The sequence below is a fragment of the Methylophilales bacterium genome, assembly GCA_019823025.1.
Lineage (GTDB): Bacteria > Pseudomonadota > Gammaproteobacteria > Burkholderiales > Methylophilaceae > BACL14.
The window spans coordinates 756,029-778,182 of sequence record CP081940.1 but is presented as its reverse complement, the minus strand read 5'-3'; the positions used below and the strand labels follow the sequence as shown (position 1 = coordinate 778,182).

Below are 22,154 nucleotides of genomic sequence, written 5' to 3'. Positions count from 1 at the left end.
AATAATGAGACTTTATAAAAATATAAAAGGATAAAAAATAAATGTTTAATGTAATAAAGAAAAGTATTAAGTTTGGTGAGCATGATTTAATATTAGAAACAGGTGAGATAGCTAGGCAAGCAGATGGCGCGGTAAAGGTAAGTTATGGAGATACTGTGGTTTTAGTTACAGCAGTTGGAAGGAAAGAAGCCAAAGAAGGTCAAGATTTTTTCCCACTCACAGTGGATTATCAAGAAAAAAATTATGCAGCAGGAAAAATTCCAGGTGGATTTTTTAAAAGAGAAGGAAGGCCAAGCGAAAAAGAAACTTTAACATGTAGATTAATTGATAGGCCTCTAAGACCATTATTCCCAGATAATTTTTATAACGAAATACAAATAGTAGCAACAGTAATGTCGTCAGATAGTGAAATTGATTCGGACATTCCAGCTATTATTGGTGCGTCAGCGGCATTAGCGATATCAGGTATTCCTTTTCATGGACCAATAGGCGCAACTCGTGTTGGCTATCTTGATGATAAATTTGTTATTAATCCTTCAAAAACACAAATGGAAACTAGCCAGCTTGATTTAGTAGTAGCTGGAAGTGATTCAGCTGTATTAATGGTCGAGTCTGAAGCTAAAGAGCTTCCAGAAAAAGTTATGCTTGATGCCGTTTTAGAGGGGCATAAAGCTATGCAGCCAGTAATAAAATTAATTAATGATTTAGCAAAAGAAGCCGCTAAAGACCCATGGGACTGGTCAGCTCCAGAGGTTGATAAAGAATTAGTTAAAAATATTGAAAAGATTGCAACGAAAGATCTAGAAGATGCTTTTGCAATCAAATCAAAGGGTGAAAGATCAGAAAAAATTGGTGAAACACGAGAAAAAGTTTTAAGTGAGCTAGTTAAAGAAGATACAAGTACAAATCAACTTAACCAAATTAAAGATGAATTTCATAACCTTGAAGCCAAAATTGTTAGGTCAAAAATTCTTGATGGAAATCCTCGAATTGATGGAAGAGATACTCGAACAGTTAGACCTATCGAGATAAGAACAGGCGTACTTCCTAGAGCACATGGTTCAGCATTGTTCACAAGGGGTGAAACACAAGCAATCGTTGTAGCAACACTTGGAACAGGCAGGGATGAGCAGATAATTGACGCTCTTCAAGGAGAATATAAAGATAGATTTATGCTTCATTACAATTTCCCTCCTTATGCGACTGGTGAAACTGGAAGAGTTGGAACGCCAAAAAGAAGAGAAATTGGACATGGTAAGTTAGCTAAAAGAGCATTAAGTGCGGCGCTGCCTTCACAAGAAGATTTTGATTATACAATTAGGCTTGTATCTGAAATTACTGAGTCAAATGGTTCAAGTTCAATGGCTTCTGTTTGTGGTGGGACGATGGCTATGATGGATGCAGGTGTGCCTGTCAAAGATCATGTAGCTGGAATAGCAATGGGGCTAATTAAAGAAGATAATAGAGTTGCAGTTTTGACAGATATTTTAGGAGATGAAGATCACCTAGGAGATATGGATTTTAAAGTAGCTGGAACAGATAATGGAATAACAGCCCTTCAAATGGATATCAAGATTACAGGTATTACTACCGAAATAATGCAAGTAGCCTTAAGCCAAGCTAGAGAAGGTATTGATCATATTTTAAAAATAATGAAAAAATCCCTTAAAGGTAGTCGTGAAAAACTTTCAAAATTTGCGCCTCAAATACTTACTTTAAAAATACATACAGATAAAATTAGAGATGTAATTGGTAAGGGGGGAGCAGTTATTAAGGGGTTAGCTGCCGATACAGGTGCTACAATCGATATTGATGACAATGGCCTTATTAAAATTGCATGTACTTCAGCTGAGTCAGGTGAAGAAGCATTAAATCGGATTAAAGAGATTACTGCTGATGTTGAGGTAGATCAAATATACGATGGCAAAGTAATTAAAATTCTTGATTTTGGTGCAATAGTGTCATTGTTACCTGGTAAAGATGGATTGCTTCACATTTCTCAAATATCACATGAGAGAATTAAGGCAGTTAAGGATCATCTCTCTGAGGGTGACGAGGTTAAAGTGAAAGTCATTGAAGTTGATGATAAAGGTCGAGTAAGAGTTAGTGCAAAGGCTCTTACTGAGCCACCTGCGAAAGAAGAATAGTATTAATAAAAGCCCTCTTGAGGGCTTTTATTTTGCCATTTGTTTTTCTTTAATTTCCTGTAAAGTTTTGCAATCAATACATAAGGTAGCTGTAGGCCTTGCTTGCAATCTATTCAGTCCTATTTCTTCACCACAACCCATGCAATATCCATATTCATCTTCATCAATATTTTTTAAGGTTTCATTAATTTTTTTAATTAATTTTCTTTCTCTATCTCTATTTCTTAACTCTAAAGCCATTTCAGATTCTTGGCTTGCTCGATCATTTGGGTCTGCATAAGTCGTGACATCAGTCTGCATATGACTTACTGTCCTGCTTAGCTCAGTACTTAATTCTACTTTCCAGTCATTAAGAATTTTTTTAAAGTGAGTAATTTGTGATTTACTCATATACTTTTCATTTGCTTTAGGAGTATAGGACTTAAACTGTTTTAAGCCAGAAACAGACTTAGTAGCAGTTTTCTTAACTTGAGGTTTAGCAGTAACTTTTGACTTAGCAGCAGTTTTCTTAACTTGAGGTTTAGCAGTAACTTTTGACTTAGCAGCAGTTTTCTTAACTTGAGGTTTAGCAGTAACTTTTGACTTAGCAGCAGTTTTCTTAACTTGAGGTTTAGCAGTAACTTTTGACTTAGCAGCAGCTTTCTTATCTTGAGGTTTAGCAGCAGCTTTCTTAACTTGAGGTTTAGCAGTAACTTTTTTTACTGCAGCTCTAACCTTAGATAATAATGATTTCTTTTCTGCCATGACTAAATCCTAAAATATTTCTGAACGCCGAAGTTTACACTTTTTGATATTCATTGCAAGCCAATATCATTTAACTTCTGTGCCTGTAATGTGTTTTCCATCAAAGTTGCAACTGTCATAGGACCAACACCTCCAGGTACAGGCGTTATATGTGAGGCAAATTGGCTTGCTACTTCAAATTCAACATCACCAACTAATTTATTATTGATTCTATTGATTCCAATATCAACAACTATCGCTCCCTTTTTAATCCATTCGCCTCTTACTAAATTTTGTCTCCCAGCAGCAACAACAACTAAATCTGCCTGACGGACTTTATTCTCTAAATCCTTTGTTCTGCTGTGACAAGAAGTAATAGTACATTTCTCAAGTAATAATTCTAATGCCATTGGGCGACCAACATTATTTGAAACTCCTACTATGGTTGCATCAAGTCCTTCTAAGTTAATATTTGATGCTTTTAGCATTTTTATAACACCATAAGGTGTGCAAGATCTTAATCTTGGTTGTCTTATGGCAAGAGAACCTATATTGAATGGGTGAAAACCATCAACATCCTTATTTGGGCTGATGAGTTCAATTATTAAGTCTTCATCAAGATGTTTAGGCAGCGGAGATTGCACAAGAATGCCATCAACATCTTTATCTTGATTAAGTGTATTAATTAAATTATTTAAATCAGATTGAGTTGTATCAGAAGGCAGCTGGTGGGAGACTGATTTAATTCCGACGTTTGCGCACGCCGATTTTTTTTTGTTTACATAGATTGAAGATGCAGGATCATCACCTACTAGAATAACAGCAAGGCAAGGAGGCCTTATACCTTCATTTTCTCTTTCAATAATTTCGTTCTTAAGTTTATTTAGGTTTTGTTCGGCAATTGCTTTACCGTCTATAATTTTTGCAGTCATAATTAAGTTAAATCCATTTTGATAAACAATATATATTATCAGAAGATGATGATATTAATATATTGACAATTATTAAATATAGAATAGATATTAAATTTGACCGAATGCCTTATTTACGCTATATTTGCGCGTTCGGGGTGTAGCGTAGCCTGGTAGCGCGCCTGCTTTGGGAGCAGGATGTCGGGAGTTCGAATCTCTCCACCCCGACCATATAAAAAAAGTAAATGCAAGCCCGTAAAAATGCTTTACTATAATTTAGTTAGCTGCCCGTAGCTCAGCTGGATAGAGCATCTGCCTTCTAAGCAGAGGGTCACAGGTTCGAATCCTGTCGGGCAGGCCAATCTTATGGTGGCTGTAGCTCAGTTGGTAGAGCCCTGGATTGTGATTCCAGTTGTCGTGGGTTCGAGCCCCATCAGCCACCCCAATTTGTTTCTTATTTTAAGATGTGAAATACTCTTTATAAATTCAAAAAATATAAAAATCATGCAAGACAAAGAGCTTGAAAGATACAGTCGACATATTCTGTTGCCAGAAATAGAATTTGAAGGACAAAAAAAATTACTTCAAAGTCATTGTTTAATTATAGGTGCTGGAGGTCTGGGGTCTCCTGTAGCTATTTATTTAGCAGCATCTGGAGTTGGTAAAATTACAATCTGTGATTTTGACAGCGTTGACTTATCAAATCTTCAAAGGCAAATCATTCATGAAGAAAAATCAATAGGACTGAATAAGGCTGAATCTGCAAAAATAGCTCTTAATAGAATTAATTCAGACATAAATGTTGTAGCTATAAAAAAACAATTAAATATTGACGAAGTTAAGTCTATAGCGGATGGTGTTGATGTGATTGTAGATTGCTCTGATAATTTTGAAACTCGTTATGCCTTAAATAAAATTGCTTTTGACTTAAAGCGGCCACTAATTTCTGGTGCTGCAATAAAATTTGATGGCCAAGTATCTATATTTGACTTTAGAACTAATAACTCTCTTTGTTATAATTGCCTCTTTCCAAGGGGTGATGAAGAACAAAATTTAAAATGTTCTGATCATGGAGTCTTTTCACCATTAGTAGGTTTAGTGGGCTCAATTCAAGCAGGCGAAGTAATTAAAGTTTTGTTAAACATAGGAACCACACTTCATGGGAAATTATTATTAATCAACCATAGAGATATTGATTTTAAGAGCCTTAAAATTCAGAAAGATAAAAATTGTGAAATTTGTTCTTAAAAACTATCTAAAATAAAAAAGTTGATTCATCTCGCATGTTAATATTATCACTTAAAACTCCTAACTAAATTTAATGAAAAAAGAATTAGCGAAAACCTTTTCACCTGCTGATATTGAGGATAAATGGTATCAATATTGGGAATCTAATGGTTACTATAAGATAGGTGAGGATGAATCTAAATTGGATTCCTTTTCAATTTTGTTACCCCCCCCAAATGTTACCGGAACACTTCATATGGGGCATGGCTTCAATCAAACGCTTATGGATATGCTCACTAGATACCATAGAATGAAAGGTGAAAATACTTTATGGCAGCCAGGTACAGATCATGCAGGTATTGCGACCCAAATTGTTGTTGAAAGGCAGTTAGATCAAAAAGATATTTCGAGGCATGAACTAGGAAGAGAAAAATTTATTGAAAAAGTCTGGGAGTGGAAAGAAGAATCAGGAGGAAAGATTACGCAACAAATGCGCCGTCTAGGGACTTCACCAGATTGGTCGAGAGAGAGATTCACAATGGATGCCGGCCTATCAAAAAGCGTGACGGAGGTTTTTGTCAAACTATATCAAGATGGTTTAATTTATAGAGGTAAAAGATTAGTTAACTGGGATGTCACCTTGCAAACAGCTGTTTCTGATTTGGAAGTTTTACAAGAAGAAGAAGATGGTTTTTTATGGCATATTAATTATCCTCTCAAGGGTGGAAAAAATTACCTGACTATTGCGACAACTAGACCTGAGACAATGTTAGGCGACTCAGCTTTGATGGTGCATCCTGATGATGATCGATATAAAAAATTAATTGGTAAAAAGGTACTCATTCCACTTATTGATAGAGAAATTCCAGTTATTGCAGACGATTATGTTGATCCAACATTTGGCACAGGAATTGTAAAAGTTACCCCTGCTCATGACTTCAATGATTATGCTGTCGGTGCAAGACATGACCTGCCAATAATAAACATTTTAACTCTTGATGGGCACATCAATAAAAATGGAACAGATTTATATGAAGGCTTGGATAGGTTTGCTGCTAGAAAAAAAATTATAGAAGATTTAAAAGAGAAAAAATATCTAGATAAAATTAAGAAACACAAATTGAAAGTACCTAGGGGAGATAGGACCAATTCAATTATAGAGCCAATGTTAACAGACCAATGGTATGTTTCAATGACAAAATCAAATGGTCCAAATGGTAAAAGTATCGCGCAGGAAGCCCTTGATTTAGTGGAGCAAGGAGACATTAAGTTTTATCCGAATAATTGGGTGAATACTTATAACCAATGGCTAGAAAATATTCAGGACTGGTGTATCTCAAGGCAACTTTGGTGGGGACACCAAATACCAGCTTGGTATGGAGAAAATAAAGAGGTTTTTGTAGCACATTCATATGAAGAAGCCACTAAATTAGCAAAAAAAGAAGGCTATAAAGGTGCCCTGAAAAGAGACGATGATGTTTTAGATACATGGTTTTCATCTGCACTTTGGGCATTCTCAACACTTGATTGGACACCTGAATATCCACAAAAATCTAATGTAGCATTAGATAAGTATTTGCCCTCATCAGTGCTTGTTACCGGCTTTGATATTATATTTTTCTGGGTAGCCAGAATGGTAATGATGACAAAATATGTCACAAATAAGATTCCTTTTAAACACGTTTATGTTCATGGTTTGATTAGAGATCAAGATGGGCAAAAAATGAGTAAATCAAAAGGTAATGTTCTTGATCCTATTGATTTAATAGATGGTATTTCACTTGAAGATTTATTAAAAAAAAGAACCCAAGGCTTAATGAACCCAAAACAGGCTGAATCAATTGTTAAAAAAACAACAAAAGAATTTCCCAAGGGCATCTCATCTTTTGGAACAGACGCTCTAAGATTTACTTTTGCGAGCCTAGCAAGTCCAGGCAGAGATATTAAATTTGACTTACAAAGATGTGATGGCTATCGTAATTTTTGTAACAAGTTATGGAATGCGTCAAGATTTGTATTGATGAATTGTGACGAGGATGATAACGGTTTTGGAAAATGTGTAGATGGTTATTTAAGTTTTTCTCAAGCAGATAGATGGATAGTCAGTAAACTGCAACGTACGCTTAAAAATATAGAGCGGGCATATAGCGAATATAGGTTTGATTTAGTAGCTCAAGAGCTTTATCAATTTATTTGGGATGAATTTTGTGATTGGTATTTAGAATTTGCGAAAGTCCAAATTCATAAGGGCAATGAGTCTGAAAAAAGAGCAACTAGAAGAACATTACTATCTACATTAGAATCTATCTTGAGATTGGCCCATCCAGTCATACCGTTTATCACTGAAGAAATATGGCAGATAATTATTCCATTAATACGAAAAGATCATGAGTCTATTACACTTGAAAAATTTCCAAAATCAAGAGAAGAAAAAATTGATGAGCACTCAATTGAATGGGTAAGCACACTTAAAAAATTAATAGATAATGTTAGAAGTCTCAGGAGTGAGATGAATATTTCACCGGCGAATAAAATTCCATTAGCGTTATCAGGAAATAAAAAAGAGCTTGAGGAATACCTACCATATCTCATCAGTTTGGCAAAACTATCTGATGCAAAAATTACCGAAGACCTTCCGGAAAAGGAGGCGCCTGTGGCGATCGTTAGTAATTATAAGGTCATGCTGAATATAGAAGTTGATAAGGAAGCAGAAGCAATAAGATTAAAAAAAGAAATTGAGAAAGCAGAAATAGACTTAAATAAAGCGGGCATAAAACTTAACAATAAAAACTTTGTAAGCAAAGCCCCTAAAGAAATTATTAAGCAAGAAGAAGAAAGGCTCAAAAAATTTACTGAGCATAAAGACAAGTTAGTTCAGCAGCTAAAAAAATTACAAAGTTAATTTTTTGATATAAAAAATAGTTACTTCGTTTTGTTTAAAATGTTCAACAAGTTGATGCCCGGTTTTATCACAAAAAGATTTGAAATCCTTGAGGGCACTTTTATCTGTAGTTTTAATTTTTAATATTTGATTATCCGATATGCTATTTAGTCCCCTCTTACAATATAAAATTGGGAGAGGACATTTGAGACCAATAGCATCGACTTCTAAGTCAAATTTCATTTGTTAAAGGGTTCAACGTCACCAGGATTTCTTAACATTTTATCTACTTCACCTAAATGCATTTCCTCAGTATGTATCATCGTTCTTGCATATTCTTCTAGCATTACGGAGTCACCTTCAACTAACTTAAGAAGGTCTTTGTAGCAATTTAAAGAAGCGAGCTCATGATCAAGAGACTCTCTTAAAATATTTCCAATATCATGATTGTGAGATTCTAATAACGGACCAATACCAAGTGAGGGATGGCCACCAAGTGTTGTGATTAGCTCTCCAGCTTGATTTGCATGATCTAGAGATTCAGTCGCTTGCCCTCTAAGCCATCCAATAATTGGAATCCTGCTATATCCACATACCATTAATGCGTAGTGAGTATAACGAACAACCCCTGCTAGTTCCATTTCAAGAATCTGGTTTAATGATTTAATTATTTTTTCTTTATTCATAATATATTTCCTTAATTTAAATTTACATTTGAATTAAAACATAGTTTAAAAAATACGTTGTTAATACGAATTACTATTATTTGTATTTAAGCCTTAGCTTTTAAAGAATGACTCGAACAATAACTGTAATTATATTTAAGATAGCCATCAGAATAATACTCCAGTGAGTTATTTTCATTCCCAATACACGATTAGAAGCATTGATTTCATCTTTTAAAAAAGAAGTTGCATGAAGATATCTGCCTATGAGAAAAAATAGACCACACAAAAAAACAACGATCTTGGGAAGATGATTTACTTCTAAACAAGCTAACAAAATTAAACCGATGGGAAGAAACTCACTTAAATTTCCATGCGCACGGATTGCTTGCTCTAAATCTTTATGTTTTTTTGATGAACCTAATGAGACTTTATATTTCCTTCTTAACCGTATAACGTTAATTGAGAGCTTATAAAATATTAGCGCGAGTATTGAAGAAAAAAAAGCGGTTATTAATAACATAGTTTAATCCCTAAAATGAATTACATTAATCATTGAACATCTAATAAATTATATTGTCTATCACATATAAAATTAAGTAAAATATAAAGTCTGTATCATAATCATAAAATTACAATACAAGGATTGTTGCTTGAAAAAATTGATTGGTAAATTAGCCTTGGCTGTTTCGTTTATAACCATTGTGTGGCTGGTGGTAGGAATGATAATGCTGGGAATCTATGATATTGATCTATTAATTTTCAAAATCCCTGGCACTACAGAAATTAGGTCACATGCAACATTAGCTGTTATATTTTTATTAATTGCTTCATGGGCTTTTTGGAAAGAAGACTAATCTTAATTTATTTAAAGGACAGATAAATATGAAAACATCAGATCTATGTATTTTAGTATCAGTCGGCGTTGCTTTTATTACAACAGCTTATCTTTGGTTTAATGGTCAGAAAGAAGAAGGGTTGTTTACAGCAACTTGGATTCCATCAATTTTGACATTTGCCATCTATTTCAAACTTATCACTAGGAAATAAAAATGGAAGACCCATTAATATTTTTTGTTGGACTTTTTTGCTTTGTTTTAGCAATTGTAGGTGTCGTAATGACTTACCTAGAGTTTAAAAACATTGAATTAAAATCTAAAAATAAATAATATTTTTTAGATTTTAGTGAGAGCCCTCAGTGCATAATCAATACTATGTTCTGGCTTAAATAAATAACTATTATCATAAATAGAACCCTATCCTGACAAGCTATTCATTTGCAATTTTTTTCTAGCTAATTTCAATCTATCCGTTTTAGCATTCTAATCAGACATGTATAATTGGAAACTAATCTAAATACATTAACTTTATATTTGAGATCAATAAAATGGGTAATTTAATAGGTAACAGAGTCATAGTTTTGACTATAATTCTCGCATTGATGGTTATGACTAGGGGAAGTCATTTTTTAACTGAGTTGAACTTGCCTGATATGTCATTAATATTATTTTTAATACTTGGTTTTTTTATCCCGTCCTTAACATTATTTTTCACCTTGTTTTTTGTGGGTGCTTTAATAGATTTTGGTTCTGCGGTATTTGATGTCAGTAAAGGGTTCTGTTTAACAGATGGTTACTGGGGCCTGATCCCTACGTATGCAATTCTTTTTTATTCAGGTTATTTATTAAAGAGCAAAAATTTATATCAACATCTGAATTTTTACGTTCCTATTCTATTAATTTCCATCACTTTTGCCTTTATAATTTCAACAAATACCTACTATATTTTCTCAGGGCTATTTGGAAATCCTAGCTTTTTTGAATCAATTATTCATGGATGGAATTACTACCCAGAATATTTATTAACTAATATGGTTTATGGTCTAATCTTTTTCTTTTTACTTAAACTTAAAAGATTTAGTCAGTTTACTTCTGTTTTCAAAAGTAATTAGACCTCAGCTTATATAGGGCCTACTTTATAAATTTTCTTCGGCTGAGTATATTGGGGAATAGTTTTTAAAATGGTGGCCAGAGACAGAATCGAACTGTCGACACGAGGATTTTCAATCCACTGCTCTACCGACTGAGCTATCTGGCCTTACAAAAAAAACAGGGTGAATTATAACAAAAATATCAGATGCCCAAAGAATTAATTAATGAACAGGTTCGAAATTGAACCTATCCATTACCTAATTTAATTCTTAGAAATCATATCGTAAGTTAGCAGAAAGGCTTCTACCCGGTGTTTGATAAACTCGTCCAGTGTTGTCCGACTGAGGTCCTTCATATGCAAGTGCGTAATCTTTATCAAGAGCATTGTCTAATCTTATGTTGATTGTAAATTTTTCGTTGAATATATAATTGGTTACTAAATTTGTAATCATATATCCCTCAATTTTTTCATTATTTGGTTCATCATTATATCTTCTGCCTGATCCAATTTGTTCTAAACCAAATATCCAATCTTGAACATAGTAATTAAAATTCGCGCTACCATATAAATTAGCCCTTCTCGGCAAGTTTTTATCTGACTGTTTATTTTGTGGAGATTCAGTTGTGATGCTTGCTTTTGCTTCAAAATTTCCAAAAAATTTATCAGCAGCTACTGTTAAACCTTGTATCTTAGCTTCATTAATATTTCGAGTATTCTCTCTATTACCTGCGGAAATATAGCTATAGATAATAAAATCATCAATAGTATTTTGATACCCTGTTAATGAAATTGAAGAAGAGCTATCTTGATATCTTAAGCTTGCTTCAATGTTTTCAGATTTTTCTGGTTTGAGATTTGGGTTACCTAGAGCATGAGTTCCACTTGCCCAATATAGATAATTAAAACTCGGTGCTACAAATGCCGTGCCATATGATGAGCTTATTCTCCATTCTGGATTTATTTGATAAGCATAGCCAATCGACCCTGTTGTTTCATTATCATACTGACTATTAATATCTTCTCGAAGACTTGTTTGAATAGTATGGTTTTCTAGTTGAATATTATAGCCAACTACAAAGCCATTATTTGTTCTTTTGGTTTTATCATAAGGTTGAGTCGTATCAATTTCTTCTTTTAAGAAATCATACAAAAGGACTAGTGAACCATATTCTAGATCAACATTGTTTTGCCAAGAAAGTTGATACTGTGAAGTTTCATACATATCAATTTCGCCTGATACCCATTGGAAAGTAGCATTATTATATTTTTGTTGACCTGAGAAAAGATCAGTACTTTTTCCAATATTTATTGAAGATTCCCATTTATCGTTAATCTTTCCGGTGATTTTGGCTGAGTAAGTTTCCACCTTGCTTTTATTTTTGTAATCAACATAAGAGTTATCATAATTTGCATAACGACTATCATACATATTCCTGCCTGTAGATAAAAAATATTGTAAGTCAATTTTTACTTTTTCGTTAAATTGATGAGAGAGGTTTGATGAAATGCTCCGGTTTCTATAGTGATCTTTATCAATATTTTGTGTGTTATTAGCTTTCGAATCATCTGGGGCAAAAGCTGAAAAAGCATCTGTATTCATTCCAGCGATATTTAATGCGAACGAAGTAGAATTATTACCAGCAGCTACTCCAGCAGCCATTTCCTTTGTTTTATATCTTCCGTAACCTGCAGAGACATATGGATGAAATCCTTTCTTGCCTTTTTTTGTAAAAATTTGTATCACACCTCCAATACCATCTTGGCCATAGAGACTCGAAACTGGACCTCTCACAATTTCAATTCTTTCAATTTGTGAAAGTGGTAAATTTTCAATAGCAGTCATTCCAGATGTTGATGCACCTATTCGCATCCCATCTAATAGGATAATTGAATGAGTTGAGCTAGTTCCACGAATATTAACTGATGAAACTTTTCCAGGGCCACCTAAATTAGTGATTTCGACTCCAGGTTGTTGTTGAAGAAGCTGAGGTAGTGATGATAGCCCTGCTCTTTCAATTTCATCCGATGTAATAACGGTTGTATCAGCAATTACATTTTTTGCTTCCTCTGGAATTCTTAAAGGTGTAGTGACTTCAATTTCTTCGAGTGCAAGATCTGCTATGGCTATTTGTGGTAAGGCTAATAATAATGGTAATGCTATTTTAAATTTAGACAACTTTTTTCTCCCTAATTTATCCTTCCCCGGATAAATATATTTATAAAAATGAATGTATTAAGAGAGTGTTTATAAAATTGTAAAAATTTTTTAAGAAAAAAAGTCTTATCAACAAATATTGCCTCCCCGCAATACTTTCAAGCTAGTTTGATAAGGCCGGTCTCCAGACTAATAAGACTAAATATAAAACCTTCCCAGGATTTAATCCCAGTGGTTGAATTGAATATCCATCCTTAATTACTGTTGCGGGGGCAGTGCAAGCATTTCACTTGTCTTCCCGTTTAAATAACAAATAAAGAAATAATTAGTTATCACCTCAATCAAATTTAATACTAACATGCGTTTATTAATTTATAATTAATTAGTTAGTTTTTTTAATATTCAGTAGGGGAATTACTCAATGGCAAGAAAAGTTCAGTGTGTGAAGCTTAATAAAGAGGCAGAGGGTATGGATTTTCCTCCCTATCCAGGTCCGTTAGGAATTAAAATTTTTGAAACTGTATCTAAGGAAGCTTGGGCAGGTTGGTTAAAACACCAAACCATGCTTGTTAACGAAAATAGACTAAGTTTAGTCGACCCGCAAGCAAGAAAGTATTTAACAGAACAAACGGAGGCATATTTTTTTGGTGACGGTGCTGAAGAAGCCTCTGGTTACGTCCCACCAAAGTAAAAACCTTTAGGAATTTAGTGTCTTAATAATTTTTTCAATGGGTTCGTGTCGAACGTCTTCGCCACTCACTGTATAAATAACGCCTTCCGAGATATTTTTTGCGTGATCTCCTATTCTTTCAAGCGATTTGGTTACAAATATCATTTCCAAGGACATTGAGATTGTTCTTGGATCTTCGAGCATGAAAGTAACCAGTTGTCGCATAAAAGATCGATAGTCATCATCGACTTCTTCATCTTTCTTTAGGACATTGATGGTATCTTCTGTGTCTAATCTAGCAAAGGCATTTAAAGATGATTTGAGCATGCTTTGAACATTAGCAGCGATACTTTTAATTTCTTTAAATCTAGGTTTACTCATTCGGTCACTCTCAAAAATCCTGATAGTCGCCTTAGCAATTTTTGCTGCCTCATCTCCGATTCTCTCTAAGTCAGTAATAATTCTGAACATCATTAATACATTTCTTAAATCACCGGCTGTGGGAGATCTTTTAGCAATAATCAATGAAATATCTTCATTAATGACAGATTCAAGTGAGTTGACTTCAGTATCACGAGCAATGACTTCCCCAGCTAATTTCGTATCAGACTCAACCATTGAAAGAACGCTATTACTTATTTGTTCCTCAACAATGGTGCCCATCTCAAGAACCTTGGTTCTGATGTCTCCGAGATCTGAGTCAAACTGTTTATATATGTGTTCTGAGGCCATAATATTTTTCCAAAAACTTAAATTTTAATATCATTTTATGACAATAATATGAATATTGCCTAGTTTTTTGCGTATGTTTTAACTCCATCGCTCGTCCCAAGCAATAAAATATTTGCAGGTCGCTTAGCAAATAAACCATTAGTGACGACACCTACAATTTGATTGATCTGTGCTTCCATATCAATAGGGTCTTTAATAGTTAATCCATGTACATCTAAAATGACATTTCCATTATCTGTTGTAAAATCCCTCAGTTGCGGCTGCCCCCCTAGTTTAGTCAGCTCTCGAGCGACATAACTTCTTGCCATAGGCAACACCTCAACAGGCAAAGGAAACTTACCTAAGGTCGGAACATATTTGCTTTCATCACATATACAAATAAATGTTTTTGAATTAGCGGCAACAATTTTTTCTCTTGTTAACGCACCACCACCACCTTTTAACATATGCATATGCTCGGTAATTTCATCTGCACCATCCACGTATATATCGATATTGTTCACACTGTTTAAGTCGAATACCTCGATACCATGAGCCTCAAGTCTATCAGCCGTTGATTTACTGCTAGCGACAGCCCCTTCGATTTTGTTTTTAATTTCGCCAAGTGCATCGATAAAAAAATTGGCCGTCGATCCTGTACCAACGCCAATAATTCCTGATTTGACATGCTCAATTGCTGCATCCGCAACTTGTTTCTTTAATTGATCCTGTGTTAAAGCCATTTTTCGTAAATCCTTTGTTTTAAACGTAAATTATGGTTATATGATACACGTTGAAGTGTTTATTGAGTATTACTATAAGTTATGAAAAATAAGTTTAAAGACAGTATTGATAATGCAAATGTTTATGATGCAGCCTTGAGGACACCTCTTGAAAAGCAAATAAATTTATCAAAAAGATTCAAAAATAATATTTTATTGAAGCGTGAAGACCTTCAGCCTGTTTTTTCTTTTAAAATTCGTGGCGCTTACAATAAAATGAAAAACTTAAGCGATGAGAATCTTAAAAATGGGGTGATTGCTTGTTCAGCAGGAAATCATGCTCAAGGTGTTGCGTTAGCAGCAAAAATATTAGAGTGTAAGGCAACTATAGTGATGCCAAAAACAACACCAACCATAAAAATTAATGCGGTTGAGTCGCATGGGGCGAAAGTAGTTCTTCATGGGGAAACACTTCATGAGTGCTTTGACCGCGCTTTAGTTATTCAAAAAAAAGAAGGCTCAATATTTGTTCATCCATTTGATGATGAAGAAGTTATTACCGGACAAGGAACGATAGCCAAAGAAATTTTAGAAGATTACTCTCGACCAATCGACGCTATTTTTTGTTGTGTAGGCGGCGGAGGTTTAATTTCAGGCATCGCTGCTTATATAAAAGCTGTCAAACCTGAAATAAAAATAATCGGAGTGGAAGCACAAGGTGCGGACGCGATGACACAATCTTTAAAGGCAAATAAGAGAGTTGTTTTAGATTCAGTAAGTTTATTCGCAGAAGGGGCAGCGCTAAAGCAAGTTGGAGAACTTTCCTTTAAGATTTGTCAGCAGTATGTTGATGAGATGATTGTTGTTGACAATGATGAAATATGTGCAGCAATTAAAGATGTATTTGAGGATACAAGGTCTATTTTAGAGCCTGCAGGTGCCCTAGCAGTCGCAGGGGTAAAGTCATATATTAAAAAAAATAATGTGGATTCAAAAACTTTTGTTGCGACCGCTTCTGGGGCAAATATGAATTTTGATCGTTTGGGTTTTGTTTCTGAAAGGGCAGAGATTGGTGAAGAAAGAGAATCAATTTTTGCAGTCACAATTCCTGAGAAACCAGGCGCTTTTAAAGATTTTTGTAGCTTAATAGGCAAACGAAATATTACCGAATTCAACTATCGATACTCAAGTGAATCAAGTGCTAATATTTTTGTTGGTATTGGAGTTCAAAATTTTGATGAGTCTGAGTTGCTGATGGAGAAGCTTAAAAAAGCTTCACTTGATCCAATTGATTTGACACATAATGAAGTAGCAAAACTTCATTTAAGACATTTAGTTGGGGGCCATGCTCCAGAAGCTAAAAATGAGGTCATTTATAGATTTGAATTTCCTGAAAAACCGGGTGCACTATTAAATTTTCTTGAACATATGGGCCATTGGAATATAAGTTTATTTCATTACAGAAACCATGGTTCCGATATTGGAAGAGTGTTAGTGGGTATGCAGGTTGATAAAGAAAGCAAAGAGGAATTTTTAGAATTTTTAGAAAAACTCGGTTATACCTATATTAATGAAACCAATAATGAAGCTTATAAAATATTTTTAGGAAAAAATCACTTTTAATGATTTTCAGGTTGTAAGATTATTCTGGGTATATATTATTTACAAAAATTACATCAATATGAGGAAGTTATGAAATACGTTAAATTATTTTTTTTAGTAATACTGTTAGCAGGTTGTGGCGAGGCTGACAGAGGAAAGGCATTCATCACATCACAAGAGGGGGGTATCACTGTCATTGATTTAAATTCAATGGAAGTAGCTGAGCAAATAGATGTAGGTGCAGGCTATCCAAGGGGTATAGGTGTTACGGATGACGGTAAACATTTAATTACAGCCAATAAAGCTGATGCTAACTTATCAAAGATTAATTATGATACGAAGGAAGTAATAAATATTGATGTAGGGATCAACCCTGAATTTGTACGAGTATATAAAAATCAAATATTTGTTTCTACAGAACCTTCTTCAACAGGCAAGCCACCTGCAAAAGGGGATATGAAACATGAAGAAGATGACGATGACGATGATGATAGAACACCAGCAAAAGTTGCCGTTGTTGATTTAGATAAAAATAAAAAAGTAAGAGAGATTACTGCCGGACCTGAAACTGAAGGTATCGAGTTTAGTGAAGACGGTTCAAAAGTAATAGTGACTAATGAAGCTGATAATACTGTCACTATTCATGATTTTGATTCAGGAGACATCGTAAAGACAGTTGATGCTTCAGATTATGGTCTAAGACCCAGAGGAATAAAAATTTCACCAAATGGTCAATTTTATATTGCTACTTTAGAACACAGTAACAATTTTATCGTCTTAGATAAGAATTTTGATTACATTAAAACGGTTGATACTAAACATGATGTTGATGAAGGTGATATGCACACGGGTAATTCACCCTACGGTGTAAGCTTTAATCATAGTGGCGATAAGTTATATGTTGCTGCAAGTGGCGGCTATAAAAAAAGAAGTACTTTAGAGGTTTATGACGGCAAGACATTTGAGAAGATTGATAGAGTGAGAACAGATGGTAGAAGATGTTGGCATTTTACATTTACACCAGATGCTAAAGATATATTGCTAGCTTGCGGAAGGTCCGATGAAGTTTTAGTTATTGATTCAGGAAGCCTTAAAATTAAAAAAAGAATACCAGTAGCTGGTATCCCATGGGGAATAGTGACTTACCCAAAATCAATTGGAAGTTTAGATCAACCTAATTAATTTGCTTATTTATAAATTCCCATTCATTTTCTGATACAGGGGTAATCGAAAGTCGGTTGCCCTTTCTTAGTATCAACATACTTTCAAGTTCAGAAAATTCTCTTAAATGCTTAAGCTCAATAAGAGGTACTTTTTTTACTAAAGTGACGTCTACATTTAACCATCTTGGTTTATCCATTGATGATTTAGGATCAAAATATTTATGCCCTTCAATAAATTGAAGAGGATCAGGGTAAGCAAGTTTAGAAATCTTCATTATTCCAACTATGCCTGGCGTATCACAGTTTGATTGGTAAAAAAAAGCAAGATCACCCAAAGACATATCATCTCTCATAAAATTTCTAGCCTGGTAGTTTCTTATTCCCTTCGTTGGAATCCACTTGACAGTTTGATGAGGACTTTTTTCTAAATCTTCTACAGTAAAAACTGAAGGTTCTGATTTCATTAACCAGTAGCGCATACTAAATTGTTCCTAAATTTTTAATTTCTTGTTATTGTTAATTAGATTTTAATACAAGAGATAAAATGATGGTAAAAAAAAATGTTTTGGGGAAAAAATTAGAAGTTTGCAGTTTAGAACCGCTTACAGGTTATTTTAGGGACGGGAGTTGCACCCACTGTGAGACTGATAGTGGACAACATACTTTATGCGCTGAGATGACTGACGAGTTTTTACAATTTTCAAAAGAAAAAGGAAATGACCTAATAACTCCTAGGCCAGAATTTAATTTCCCTGGCTTAAAAGCTGGAGATAGATGGTGTTTATGTGCAAGTAGATGGCTTGAATCTGCCGATGCTGGAAGTGCACCAGCGGTTATACTAGAAGCCACTAACGAAAAAGCTTTGGATGTGATGGAGTTAAGTGACCTAAAATATCATGCGAAATTATGATTTTTTGATGCTGCCTAGATTAGCATCCAGAACCAAGGGTTCAGGTGGTAATAGACTAAGAAGCTTTAGGTTCACACGCCAAGAGCCCTTAAAAGGTAACCCAATCGTGTGTGATCACACCACATTCTGATTGACTAAAACCGATGCTATAGACTAGTTCAAGGAATAAATAATCTAAGCAACATCAAAAAAAATATTTAACTTTCTAATGCTTGATCAACTAATGAAGTTAAGTTCGTTATCTTTTTTTTATAATCTACAATATGGACGCTTGAAGTTACATCATGGTTCAAAAATTCATGTGTAATATTTAAAGCTGCCATAATAATAGTTTTATCTACGCCAATGATATTGCCTGATTTTTGAACTTCATCAATTTTATTAGCTAAATAATTAATTGATTTCTGAAGGTTGGCTTCCTCTTCTTCAGGGCATGCAATCGTAAAATCTCGACCCAATAATTTGATTTCGACTTGTTTCATAATTAGCTTGGAAGTTGTCCAAGAAGATTTTCAATTTTCATAGTGGCTTCGTTAATTTTGGATTTTAAAATTCTATTTTCCTCCTGTAATTTTTCAACAGAGGGCTTGATTTCATTATTTTCATGCCTAAGTGAGCTGACTGCATTGACTAATTCAGTTAACTTAGCTTCAAGTGCTTTAATTTCTTCATCCATCTTTTAACTATAATTTAATTCATAAGAGCTATCAATGAAAACTTCGGTCACTTTTTATTTTTTTTTGCACGTGGGTGTGCTTGGTCATAGGTTTTTGCTAAATGCTGAAAATCTAAGTGAGTATAAATTTGCGTTGAACTAATATTTTCGTGACCTAATAACTCCTGAACAGCTCTTAAATCTTGGCTTGATTGTAATAAATGTGAGGCAAAACTATGTCGAAGTAAATGTGGATGAATATTTTCAGATATTCCCTGTTTTTTTGCCCAAAATTTTAAACGATATTGAACTGCCCTTTGAGTGAGCTGTTTTGTTTGGGTAGTTAAAAAAAGAACTGAATTATTAGCTACGTTTTTAAGTTGAGATCTACTTTTAATCCATTTTCTGAGAGCTTGTATGGCTTCTTTACCTATAGGGACAATACGCACCTTCTTACCTTTCCCTAAAACCGAAATAATCTCATCCGAAAAATTTATATCCTCTATCTTTAAGTTAACCAATTCAGATAGCCTTAATCCTGAAGAATAAAACAGCTCTAAAATGGCATGATCTCTCAAAGAAATAAAATCATCCCCAGCAATATTGACTAACTTTATAGTTTGGTCGACAGAAAGTGTCTGAGGTAATTTTTTAATTTTTTTAGGCGCTTTAATTTCCAAAACGGGATTATGCTTAAAATGATATTGATCAACCAGGAAAACAAATAGACCTTTCCAGGACGATAGAATTCTTGATAATGAATTACTACTGAGCCCTCTTGCATGAAGTGATGCAATGCTATTTCTAATATTATTTGATTTTAATTCCTCAAGTGATATGCCTTTATTATGTTGAATCAACATATCGATATCTCTAAAGTAGTTTTTAACTGTGTGATCACTTAATCTTCTTTCGAATGATATGAAATCTTTATAAGCTTGAAGGAGTTTTATATCATCCATAGTCTTATAAATTTAAGCATATGCATTTAGGTTGACTTCTCCTTCGAAGCTTATTTCAGCTGAACCACTTAAAGTCATTGTATTTTTCATATCCCAATCAATCTGAACCACTCCACCATCCATGTTTACAGTGATAGGCATCTCTAATTTATTTTTTGAAATAGCAACAGCGGAAGCAGCACAAGCACCAGATCCACAGGCCATAGTGAAGCCACTACCCCTTTCGAAAACCCTAAGCTTTATTGAGTTTTTATCTATGATAGACATAAAGCCTACATTAATTCCATCCTTCCAAGTGCTTTGGATATCATTAGCAACATCTTGATAATCTTTTTCTGAAATATTATTATCTGCCAAATTTATGACAGCATGGGGATTGCCAATTAAGACATGATCATAATTAACTCCATGCCTATTAATTGTTGTTCTGATATCAGGTAATCCCATATCAACTTTAACTAAACCTTCATTATCTTGTGAAAGTGATGTGATGCCTGACAGCGTCTCAACTTTTATTGTTGAATTAGCAGATAATCCATAATATTTTATATATTTATAAAAACAACGCGCACCATTACCACATTGCTCAACCTCACCTCCATCAGAATTAAAGATACGATATTTAAAATCAGCATCATGGAAATCACTTTTTTCAATTATAAGTAGTTGGTCAAATCCAATTCCAAAGTATCTGTCAGATAGCTTTCTAATTAATGATTTTGATAAGTTAAATTGCTCATCAATCTGGTCAACAACTATAAAGTCATTTCCTGTACCTTGCATTTTTGTAAATTTCATTGGTATCTTTTTGAAAGTCTTTTTGGTATTCTAGCTCTTTTTAAAGTTTACATACATAAAATCATTCTAATGAAAAAGTATCTTTTTACATCTGAATCTGTTTCGGAAGGTCATCCTGATAAAGTTGCTGATTTAATATCTGATGCTATTTTAGATGCAATTTTAGAACAAGACCCTGTTGCTAGAGTAGCAGCGGAAACGCTTACAAGTACAAATTTGGTTGTGCTTGGTGGAGAAATTACAACAACAGCAAAAGTCGATTATGAGCAAGTTGCCCGAGATACTCTTGAATTCATTGGCTATAATAATATCGATTATGGAATCGATTATAAAACTTGTGAAGTGCAAATAAAGTATGGTATTCAATCGCCTGATATTGCTCAAGGTGTAGATGGAGCATTTGATGATCCATTGGATCAAGGTGCTGGCGATCAAGGTCTGATGTTTGGTTTTGCAAGCAACGAGTCTGATCAGTTTATGCCACTGCCTATTCATCTCGCACATCGCTTAGTAGAGAGCCAGTCTTTTATAAGGAAAAAAGGTATTTTAAGTTGGTTAAGACCAGATGCTAAATCACAAGTAACGATGCAATATAAAGATGGAAAACCAGAGAGAATAGATACGATTGTGCTATCAACACAACATGCACCAGAAATTCCTTTAAAGGACTTAAGGGAAGCGGTAATTGAAGAAATTATAAAACCAGTACTCCCTAAAGATCTCATTAAAGGAGAAATTAATTATTTAATCAACCCTACAGGTAGATTTGTTATTGGTGGACCTCAGGGTGATTGCGGACTGACGGGTAGAAAAATTATAGTTGATACTTATGGAGGTGCTGCGCCGCATGGTGGAGGAGCATTTTCAGGAAAAGATCCAACAAAAGTCGATCGATCAGCAGCTTATGCTGCAAGATATGTTGCAAAAAATATCGTTGCTTCTGGCTTAGCTGATAAATGTTTAGTTCAGGTTTCATATGCTATTGGTGTTGCTAAACCAACATCAATCATGGTCGATAGTTTTGGTACAGCAAAACTATCTGATGAAGAGCTTTCAAAAATTGTTATGGAAAATTTCGACCTTCGACCAAAAGGTATTGTGAATATGCTTGATCTTCTAAGGCCCATTTATAGAAAAACGGCCGCTTATGGCCATTTTGGCAGAACAGAACCCGAATTTTCATGGGAAAAGATCGATAAAAAGATTTAACCTAAATGAAAAATAATTCATAAAGTCTTGATTTAGTGCTAATTATGAATTAATATCGCTTTTCCAAGGAACGTTGCGAGATTATTCAATCCCAGGCTTGGATTACAAATG

24 protein-coding genes, 4 tRNA genes and 1 riboswitch are annotated in these 22,154 nt (G+C 34.2%); of the genes, 14 read left to right on the top strand and 14 right to left on the bottom strand.

Annotated elements, in window-relative coordinates; all coding sequences use genetic code 11:
* The first annotated feature begins 41 nt into the window (after positions 1 to 41).
* Positions 42 to 2,147: a polyribonucleotide nucleotidyltransferase gene (gene pnp, locus K6112_04215; protein ID QZP17236.1), complete on the top strand. Its 2,106-nt coding sequence runs from the start codon at positions 42 to 44 to the stop codon at positions 2,145 to 2,147.
* Positions 2,148 to 2,174: 27 nt separating this feature from the next.
* On the opposite strand, the gene dksA is transcribed toward pnp, so the two are convergent.
* Together dksA and folD are read right to left on the bottom strand one after the other, a co-directional pair.
* On the bottom strand, positions 2,175 to 2,891 hold the full coding sequence (gene dksA / locus K6112_04210) for an RNA polymerase-binding protein DksA (GenBank protein QZP17235.1): 717 nt from the start codon (positions 2,889 to 2,891) through the stop codon (positions 2,175 to 2,177).
* Positions 2,892 to 2,941: 50 nt separating this feature from the next.
* Positions 2,942 to 3,802: a bifunctional methylenetetrahydrofolate dehydrogenase/methenyltetrahydrofolate cyclohydrolase FolD gene (gene folD / locus K6112_04205; GenBank protein QZP17234.1), complete on the bottom strand. Its 861-nt coding sequence runs from the start codon at positions 3,800 to 3,802 to the stop codon at positions 2,942 to 2,944.
* A 133-nt stretch (positions 3,803 to 3,935) separates the two neighbouring features.
* Between folD and K6112_04200 the strand changes: the two genes are divergently transcribed.
* The 5 genes from K6112_04200 to K6112_04180 all read left to right on the top strand — a co-directional run bounded on the left by K6112_04200 (position 3,936) and on the right by K6112_04180 (position 7,910).
* Positions 3,936 to 4,012, top strand: a tRNA-Pro gene (locus tag K6112_04200).
* A gap of 53 nt (positions 4,013 to 4,065) precedes the next feature.
* Positions 4,066 to 4,142: transfer RNA gene (locus tag K6112_04195), tRNA-Arg, on the top strand.
* An 8-nt stretch (positions 4,143 to 4,150) separates the two neighbouring features.
* Positions 4,151 to 4,226, top strand: a tRNA-His gene (locus tag K6112_04190).
* Between the two features lie 59 nt (positions 4,227 to 4,285).
* Positions 4,286 to 5,029 carry a molybdopterin-synthase adenylyltransferase MoeB gene (moeB, locus tag K6112_04185; GenBank protein ID QZP17233.1) on the top strand — a complete coding sequence of 248 codons (744 nt, stop codon included), beginning with the start codon at positions 4,286 to 4,288 and terminating at the stop codon, positions 5,027 to 5,029.
* Positions 5,030 to 5,102: 73 nt separating this feature from the next.
* Positions 5,103 to 7,910 (top strand): valine--tRNA ligase, encoded by a 2,808-nt coding sequence (locus tag K6112_04180; GenBank protein QZP17232.1) that lies wholly within the window; start codon positions 5,103 to 5,105, stop codon positions 7,908 to 7,910.
* Here K6112_04180 and K6112_04175 read toward each other — a convergent pair.
* The 3 genes from K6112_04175 to K6112_04165 all read right to left on the bottom strand — a co-directional run bounded on the left by K6112_04175 (position 7,899) and on the right by K6112_04165 (position 9,077).
* The gene (locus K6112_04175; GenBank protein ID QZP17231.1) at positions 7,899 to 8,132 is read right to left on the bottom strand and encodes a sulfurtransferase TusA family protein; all 234 of its coding nucleotides are present in this window, start codon (positions 8,130 to 8,132) and stop codon (positions 7,899 to 7,901) included. The two genes, K6112_04180 and K6112_04175, sit on opposite strands and share 12 nt — an antisense overlap.
* The gene (locus K6112_04170; protein ID QZP17230.1) at positions 8,129 to 8,575 is read right to left on the bottom strand and encodes a bacterioferritin; all 447 of its coding nucleotides are present in this window, start codon (positions 8,573 to 8,575) and stop codon (positions 8,129 to 8,131) included. The genes K6112_04175 and K6112_04170 overlap by 4 nt, the downstream gene beginning before the upstream one ends.
* Before the next feature lie 100 nt (positions 8,576 to 8,675).
* Positions 8,676 to 9,077, bottom strand: coding sequence for an MAPEG family protein (locus tag K6112_04165; GenBank protein ID QZP17229.1), 402 nt, complete (start codon positions 9,075 to 9,077; stop codon positions 8,676 to 8,678).
* A 130-nt stretch (positions 9,078 to 9,207) separates the two neighbouring features.
* Between K6112_04165 and K6112_04160 the strand changes: the two genes are divergently transcribed.
* The 3 genes from K6112_04160 (at position 9,208) to K6112_04150 (ending at position 10,505) form a co-directional block, all read left to right on the top strand.
* Positions 9,208 to 9,411: a hypothetical protein gene (locus K6112_04160; GenBank protein QZP17228.1), complete on the top strand. Its 204-nt coding sequence runs from the start codon at positions 9,208 to 9,210 to the stop codon at positions 9,409 to 9,411.
* 28 nt (positions 9,412 to 9,439) lie between these two features.
* Entirely contained in the window at positions 9,440 to 9,604 is a 165-nt protein-coding gene (locus K6112_04155) for a hypothetical protein (protein ID QZP17227.1), read from the top strand.
* A 370-nt stretch (positions 9,605 to 9,974) separates the two neighbouring features.
* Positions 9,975 to 10,505: a hypothetical protein gene (locus tag K6112_04150; GenBank protein ID QZP17226.1), complete on the top strand. Its 531-nt coding sequence runs from the start codon at positions 9,975 to 9,977 to the stop codon at positions 10,503 to 10,505.
* A 70-nt stretch (positions 10,506 to 10,575) separates the two neighbouring features.
* Here the strand turns inward: K6112_04150 and K6112_04145 are convergent.
* Together K6112_04145 and K6112_04140 are read right to left on the bottom strand one after the other, a co-directional pair.
* Positions 10,576 to 10,651: transfer RNA gene (locus K6112_04145), tRNA-Phe, on the bottom strand.
* A gap of 103 nt (positions 10,652 to 10,754) precedes the next feature.
* Positions 10,755 to 12,662 (bottom strand): TonB-dependent receptor, encoded by a 1,908-nt coding sequence (locus K6112_04140; GenBank protein ID QZP17225.1) that lies wholly within the window; start codon positions 12,660 to 12,662, stop codon positions 10,755 to 10,757.
* 136 nt (positions 12,663 to 12,798) lie between these two features.
* Positions 12,799 to 12,996: riboswitch (cobalamin riboswitch) on the bottom strand.
* A 66-nt stretch (positions 12,997 to 13,062) separates the two neighbouring features.
* Between K6112_04140 and K6112_04135 the strand changes: the two genes are divergently transcribed.
* Positions 13,063 to 13,332 (top strand): oxidative damage protection protein, encoded by a 270-nt coding sequence (locus K6112_04135; protein QZP17224.1) that lies wholly within the window; start codon positions 13,063 to 13,065, stop codon positions 13,330 to 13,332.
* A gap of 6 nt (positions 13,333 to 13,338) precedes the next feature.
* Here K6112_04135 and phoU read toward each other — a convergent pair whose 3' ends face one another.
* Positions 13,339 to 14,043 carry a phosphate signaling complex protein PhoU gene (gene phoU, locus K6112_04130; protein QZP17223.1) on the bottom strand — a complete coding sequence of 235 codons (705 nt, stop codon included), beginning with the start codon at positions 14,041 to 14,043 and terminating at the stop codon, positions 13,339 to 13,341.
* A 59-nt stretch (positions 14,044 to 14,102) separates the two neighbouring features.
* On the bottom strand, positions 14,103 to 14,765 hold the full coding sequence (rpiA, locus tag K6112_04125; GenBank protein ID QZP17222.1) for a ribose-5-phosphate isomerase RpiA: 663 nt from the start codon (positions 14,763 to 14,765) through the stop codon (positions 14,103 to 14,105).
* A gap of 81 nt (positions 14,766 to 14,846) precedes the next feature.
* Between rpiA and ilvA the strand changes: the two genes are divergently transcribed.
* Entirely contained in the window at positions 14,847 to 16,367 is a 1,521-nt protein-coding gene (gene ilvA, locus K6112_04120; protein ID QZP17221.1) for a threonine ammonia-lyase, biosynthetic, read from the top strand.
* 69 nt (positions 16,368 to 16,436) lie between these two features.
* Entirely contained in the window at positions 16,437 to 17,528 is a 1,092-nt protein-coding gene (locus tag K6112_04115; GenBank protein QZP17220.1) for a beta-propeller fold lactonase family protein, read from the top strand.
* Here the strand turns inward: K6112_04115 and K6112_04110 are convergent.
* Positions 17,521 to 17,988 carry an EVE domain-containing protein gene (locus K6112_04110; GenBank protein QZP17219.1) on the bottom strand — a complete coding sequence of 156 codons (468 nt, stop codon included), beginning with the start codon at positions 17,986 to 17,988 and terminating at the stop codon, positions 17,521 to 17,523. The two genes, K6112_04115 and K6112_04110, sit on opposite strands and share 8 nt — an antisense overlap.
* A gap of 68 nt (positions 17,989 to 18,056) precedes the next feature.
* Between K6112_04110 and K6112_04105 the strand changes: the two genes are divergently transcribed.
* A complete protein-coding gene (locus K6112_04105) occupies positions 18,057 to 18,419 on the top strand; it encodes a DUF2237 domain-containing protein (GenBank protein ID QZP18483.1) in 363 nt (120 codons plus the stop codon).
* A gap of 197 nt (positions 18,420 to 18,616) precedes the next feature.
* Here K6112_04105 and K6112_04100 read toward each other — a convergent pair whose 3' ends face one another.
* The 4 genes from K6112_04100 to dapF are packed head-to-tail and all read right to left on the bottom strand — an operon-like array spanning position 18,617 to position 20,834.
* Positions 18,617 to 18,901 (bottom strand): cell division protein ZapA, encoded by a 285-nt coding sequence (locus tag K6112_04100; GenBank protein ID QZP17218.1) that lies wholly within the window; start codon positions 18,899 to 18,901, stop codon positions 18,617 to 18,619.
* 2 nt (positions 18,902 to 18,903) lie between these two features.
* Positions 18,904 to 19,095: a hypothetical protein gene (locus tag K6112_04095; protein QZP17217.1), complete on the bottom strand. Its 192-nt coding sequence runs from the start codon at positions 19,093 to 19,095 to the stop codon at positions 18,904 to 18,906.
* 47 nt (positions 19,096 to 19,142) lie between these two features.
* Positions 19,143 to 20,036 (bottom strand): tyrosine recombinase XerC, encoded by an 894-nt coding sequence (gene xerC / locus K6112_04090; protein ID QZP17216.1) that lies wholly within the window; start codon positions 20,034 to 20,036, stop codon positions 19,143 to 19,145.
* A 12-nt stretch (positions 20,037 to 20,048) separates the two neighbouring features.
* A complete protein-coding gene (gene dapF / locus K6112_04085) occupies positions 20,049 to 20,834 on the bottom strand; it encodes a diaminopimelate epimerase (protein QZP17215.1) in 786 nt (261 codons plus the stop codon).
* A 69-nt stretch (positions 20,835 to 20,903) separates the two neighbouring features.
* Here dapF and metK point away from each other — a divergent pair, with 69 nt between their 5' ends.
* Positions 20,904 to 22,043 carry a methionine adenosyltransferase gene (metK, locus tag K6112_04080; protein QZP17214.1) on the top strand — a complete coding sequence of 380 codons (1,140 nt, stop codon included), beginning with the start codon at positions 20,904 to 20,906 and terminating at the stop codon, positions 22,041 to 22,043.
* Positions 22,044 to 22,154 lie beyond the last annotated feature (111 nt).

What these genes read in the sequence shown, in the direction of transcription:
- dapF (QZP17215.1), bottom strand. Translation starts at nt 20,834, where the DNA reads ATGAAATTTACAAAAATGCAAGGTACAGGAAATGACTTTATAGTTGTT.
- K6112_04165 (QZP17229.1), bottom strand. Translation starts at nt 9,077, where the DNA reads ATGTTATTAATAACCGCTTTTTTTTCTTCAATACTCGCGCTAATATTT.
- K6112_04115 (QZP17220.1), top strand. Translation starts at nt 16,437, where the DNA reads ATGAAATACGTTAAATTATTTTTTTTAGTAATACTGTTAGCAGGTTGT.
- xerC (QZP17216.1), bottom strand. Translation starts at nt 20,036, where the DNA reads ATGGATGATATAAAACTCCTTCAAGCTTATAAAGATTTCATATCATTC.
- K6112_04175 (QZP17231.1), bottom strand. Translation starts at nt 8,132, where the DNA reads ATGAAATTTGACTTAGAAGTCGATGCTATTGGTCTCAAATGTCCTCTC.
- K6112_04100 (QZP17218.1), bottom strand. Translation starts at nt 18,901, where the DNA reads ATGAAACAAGTCGAAATCAAATTATTGGGTCGAGATTTTACGATTGCA.
- K6112_04105 (QZP18483.1), top strand. Translation starts at nt 18,057, where the DNA reads ATGGTAAAAAAAAATGTTTTGGGGAAAAAATTAGAAGTTTGCAGTTTA.
- K6112_04095 (QZP17217.1), bottom strand. Translation starts at nt 19,095, where the DNA reads ATGGATGAAGAAATTAAAGCACTTGAAGCTAAGTTAACTGAATTAGTC.
- K6112_04110 (QZP17219.1), bottom strand. Translation starts at nt 17,988, where the DNA reads ATGCGCTACTGGTTAATGAAATCAGAACCTTCAGTTTTTACTGTAGAA.
- metK (QZP17214.1), top strand. Translation starts at nt 20,904, where the DNA reads ATGAAAAAGTATCTTTTTACATCTGAATCTGTTTCGGAAGGTCATCCT.
- K6112_04155 (QZP17227.1), top strand. Translation starts at nt 9,440, where the DNA reads ATGAAAACATCAGATCTATGTATTTTAGTATCAGTCGGCGTTGCTTTT.
- moeB (QZP17233.1), top strand. Translation starts at nt 4,286, where the DNA reads ATGCAAGACAAAGAGCTTGAAAGATACAGTCGACATATTCTGTTGCCA.
- rpiA (QZP17222.1), bottom strand. Translation starts at nt 14,765, where the DNA reads ATGGCTTTAACACAGGATCAATTAAAGAAACAAGTTGCGGATGCAGCA.
- K6112_04170 (QZP17230.1), bottom strand. Translation starts at nt 8,575, where the DNA reads ATGAATAAAGAAAAAATAATTAAATCATTAAACCAGATTCTTGAAATG.
- K6112_04180 (QZP17232.1), top strand. Translation starts at nt 5,103, where the DNA reads ATGAAAAAAGAATTAGCGAAAACCTTTTCACCTGCTGATATTGAGGAT.
- folD (QZP17234.1), bottom strand. Translation starts at nt 3,802, where the DNA reads ATGACTGCAAAAATTATAGACGGTAAAGCAATTGCCGAACAAAACCTA.
- phoU (QZP17223.1), bottom strand. Translation starts at nt 14,043, where the DNA reads ATGGCCTCAGAACACATATATAAACAGTTTGACTCAGATCTCGGAGAC.
- dksA (QZP17235.1), bottom strand. Translation starts at nt 2,891, where the DNA reads ATGGCAGAAAAGAAATCATTATTATCTAAGGTTAGAGCTGCAGTAAAA.
- ilvA (QZP17221.1), top strand. Translation starts at nt 14,847, where the DNA reads ATGAAAAATAAGTTTAAAGACAGTATTGATAATGCAAATGTTTATGAT.
- K6112_04135 (QZP17224.1), top strand. Translation starts at nt 13,063, where the DNA reads ATGGCAAGAAAAGTTCAGTGTGTGAAGCTTAATAAAGAGGCAGAGGGT.
- pnp (QZP17236.1), top strand. Translation starts at nt 42, where the DNA reads ATGTTTAATGTAATAAAGAAAAGTATTAAGTTTGGTGAGCATGATTTA.